The sequence below is a fragment of the Parvibaculum sp. genome, from assembly GCF_049672805.1.
Lineage (GTDB): Bacteria > Pseudomonadota > Alphaproteobacteria > Parvibaculales > Parvibaculaceae > Parvibaculum.
The window spans coordinates 1-2556 of sequence record NZ_JBATWS010000454.1; the positions used below are offsets into that span (position 1 = coordinate 1).

General features: G+C 59.0%; 7 protein-coding genes. All 7 read right to left on the reverse strand.

Annotated elements, in window-relative coordinates; genetic code table 11:
• Positions 1–229 (reverse strand): 30S ribosomal protein S14 (gene rpsN / locus WBF74_RS14130; RefSeq protein WP_424441030.1); only part of this gene is annotated, 229 nt, incomplete at its 3' end.
• A 41-nt stretch (positions 230–270) separates the two neighbouring features.
• Positions 271–828, reverse strand: coding sequence for a 50S ribosomal protein L5 (gene rplE / locus WBF74_RS14135; RefSeq protein ID WP_424441032.1), 558 nt, complete (start codon positions 826–828; stop codon positions 271–273).
• Complete coding sequence (gene rplX, locus WBF74_RS14140) at positions 821–1138, reverse strand: 50S ribosomal protein L24 (RefSeq protein ID WP_424441034.1); 318 nt, start codon at positions 1136–1138, stop codon at positions 821–823. Before rplX ends, rplE begins: the two co-directional genes overlap by 8 nt.
• Entirely contained in the window at positions 1138–1506 is a 369-nt protein-coding gene (gene rplN, locus WBF74_RS14145; protein ID WP_424441037.1) for a 50S ribosomal protein L14, read from the reverse strand. Before rplN ends, rplX begins: the two co-directional genes overlap by 1 nt.
• Positions 1507–1551: 45 nt before the next feature.
• Positions 1552–1788, reverse strand: a complete 237-nt coding sequence (rpsQ, locus tag WBF74_RS14150) for a 30S ribosomal protein S17 (protein ID WP_424441039.1) — start codon at positions 1786–1788, stop codon at positions 1552–1554.
• A gap of 10 nt (positions 1789–1798) precedes the next feature.
• Positions 1799–2002, reverse strand: coding sequence for a 50S ribosomal protein L29 (gene rpmC, locus WBF74_RS14155; protein WP_424441041.1), 204 nt, complete (start codon positions 2000–2002; stop codon positions 1799–1801).
• A gap of 44 nt (positions 2003–2046) precedes the next feature.
• On the reverse strand, positions 2047–2466 hold the full coding sequence (rplP, locus tag WBF74_RS14160) for a 50S ribosomal protein L16 (protein WP_424441043.1): 420 nt from the start codon (positions 2464–2466) through the stop codon (positions 2047–2049).
• Between the last annotated feature and the right edge of the window lie 90 nt (positions 2467–2556).

The following is a 2556-nucleotide window of genomic DNA, read 5'->3' on the forward strand; positions in this document are numbered from 1 at the left end:
GCTTACGGTAATAAGCCTTGCTGCGGCCGGACACTTCGCAGCGATTGTGAATCCGGGTCTTGGATGAGTTGCGCGGCAGCTCAGCAAGCTTCAACTGGGCCTGGAAGCGTTCTTCCATCGACAGCGACTCGTCCTTCGTGATCGCCTTCAGCTTCGCGCGCTTGGCTGCAAACTTGGCAACCAGCTTCCGCCGCTTCAGGTCCCGATTAATGGCGCTTTTCTTAGCCATTCAAACCTCCGTCGGCCCGCCCGCGCGGACCAGAGAAAAAATCATTTCGTGAAGGGGAAGTTGAACTTGCGAAGCAGCTCGCGCGCCTCGTCGTCCGTCTTCGCAGTTGTACAGACAGTGATGTCCATACCCCATACCTGATCGACCTTGTCGTAGTCGATTTCCGGGAACACGATGTGTTCTTTCAGGCCCATCGAATAGTTGCCGCGACCGTCAAAGCTCTTTGCGTTGAGACCACGGAAGTCGCGAACGCGCGGCAGAGCAATCGTGACCAGGCGGTCAAGGAACTCATACATACGGTCCTTGCGCAGCGTTACCTTCACACCGATCGGCATGCCTTCACGCAGCTTGAACGTCGCGATCGACTTCTTCGCCTTGGTGATGACCGGCTTCTGGCCGACAATGGCCTGCAGGTCTTCAAAGGCGCTCTTCACCTTCTTGGAGTCACCGACAGCTTCGCCAACACCCATATTGATGACGATCTTTTCGAGCTGCGGCACCTGATGCACGTTCTTGTAGGAGAACTGCTCGGTCAGCGCCGGGCGGATCTTCTCAATATACTGCTGCTTCAGCCGCGGAATGTAAGTCGCTTCAGCCATCGATCAACTCTCCCGACGCCTTGGCAACACGGACCTTGCGGCCATCATCCAGCGTCTTGAAACCCACGCGCGTCGCTTTGCCCGTCTTCGGATCCTGGATCGCGAGATTGGACAGATCGATCTTCGCTTCGCGCGACACAATACCGCCCGTCGTCGTCTGAGACGGCTTCTCGTGGCGCTTCACCATGTTGACGCCCTGCACGAGCGCCTTGTTCTCTTTCGGGAAGACAGCGATCACGCCGCCCGTCTTGCCCTTATCCTTGCCGGTCAGGACGACGACCTTGTCGCCCTTCTTGATCTTCGCGGCCATTAGAGCACCTCCGGCGCCAGCGAAACGATCTTCATGTGGTTCTTCGCGCGAAGTTCGCGAGTAACCGGGCCGAAGATACGTGTACCAATGGGTTCACCCTGACCATTGATCAGGACAGCCGCATTGCGGTCGAAGCGGATGACGCTGCCATCGGCCCGGCGAATATCCTTCGCCGTGCGCACGACGACCGCCTTCATGACGTCGCCCTTCTTCACCTTGCCGCGCGGAATAGCTTCCTTCACGCTGACGACAATGATGTCGCCCACGGAAGCGTACTTCCGCTTGGAGCCACCGAGAACCTTGATGCACATCACGCGGCGCGCACCAGAGTTGTCGGCAACATCCAGGTTGGTCTCTTGCTGGATCATGACTTCATCCGCCTTGCTCGGAACGGTTCCTGACCTCGAATGGGATCAGGCTTCGTCCGTGTAAACTTCCCATTTCTTCAACTTCGAGAACGGACGGCACTCGCGAATCTTCACGATGTCGCCGACTTTCGCCGTGTTGTTCTCGTCATGGGCGTGGAACTTCTTGGACCGGCGCACAATCTTCTTGAGAAGCGGGTCCTTGAAACGGCGCTCGACATTCACGACCACCGTCTTGTCGTTCTTGTCGCTGACCACGACACCCTGAAGGATTCTCTTCGGCATTTCGTTATCCTCAGCCCTTGCTCGCTTCAGCGGCGCGCTGACGCTGGATCGTCTTGATCCGCGCAATGTCACGGCGCACCTTGCGCATCTGATCAACCTTCTCGAGCTGTCCGCTCGCGCTCTGGAAACGCAGATTGAACTGCGTCTTCTTGAGCTTCAGCAACTCATCAGAGAGCTGGTCCGGCGTCATGTCTCGTACTTCGCTGGCCTTCATGGCCCTACCCTTTCATTCGACCGCACGTGGCGGTATCGGATGCCTCAAGCATGGTCCCCGGGGCGCGCCACAAAGCGCGTCTTGATCGGAAGCTTGGCAGCCCCCAGACGCAGCGCCTCTTCCGCCACATCGAGCGGAACCCCGTCAATCTCGAACATGATGCGGCCCGGCTTCACGCGCGCCGCCCAGAATTCCGGCGAACCCTTGCCCTTGCCCATGCGGACTTCGGTCGGCTTCGAGGAGACCGGGACATCCGGAAAAATCCGGATCCAGACGCGGCCCGCACGCTTCATGTGACGGGTGATCGCGCGGCGCGCCGCCTCGATCTGCCGTGCCGTGATACGGGCCGGCTCCTGCGCCTTGAGGCCAAACGCCCCAAAGTCGAGATTCATTCCGCCCTTGGCCTTGCCATGGATCCGGCCCTTATGAGCCTTCCGGAATTTGGTGCGCTTCGGTTGCAACATGATCGAAACTCTCTTCGCTCAATTCTTGGGCGCTCAGGCGCGCTCTTCGCGGCGATTACGGCCACCGCTGTCCCCGCCGCCTTCCAGCGC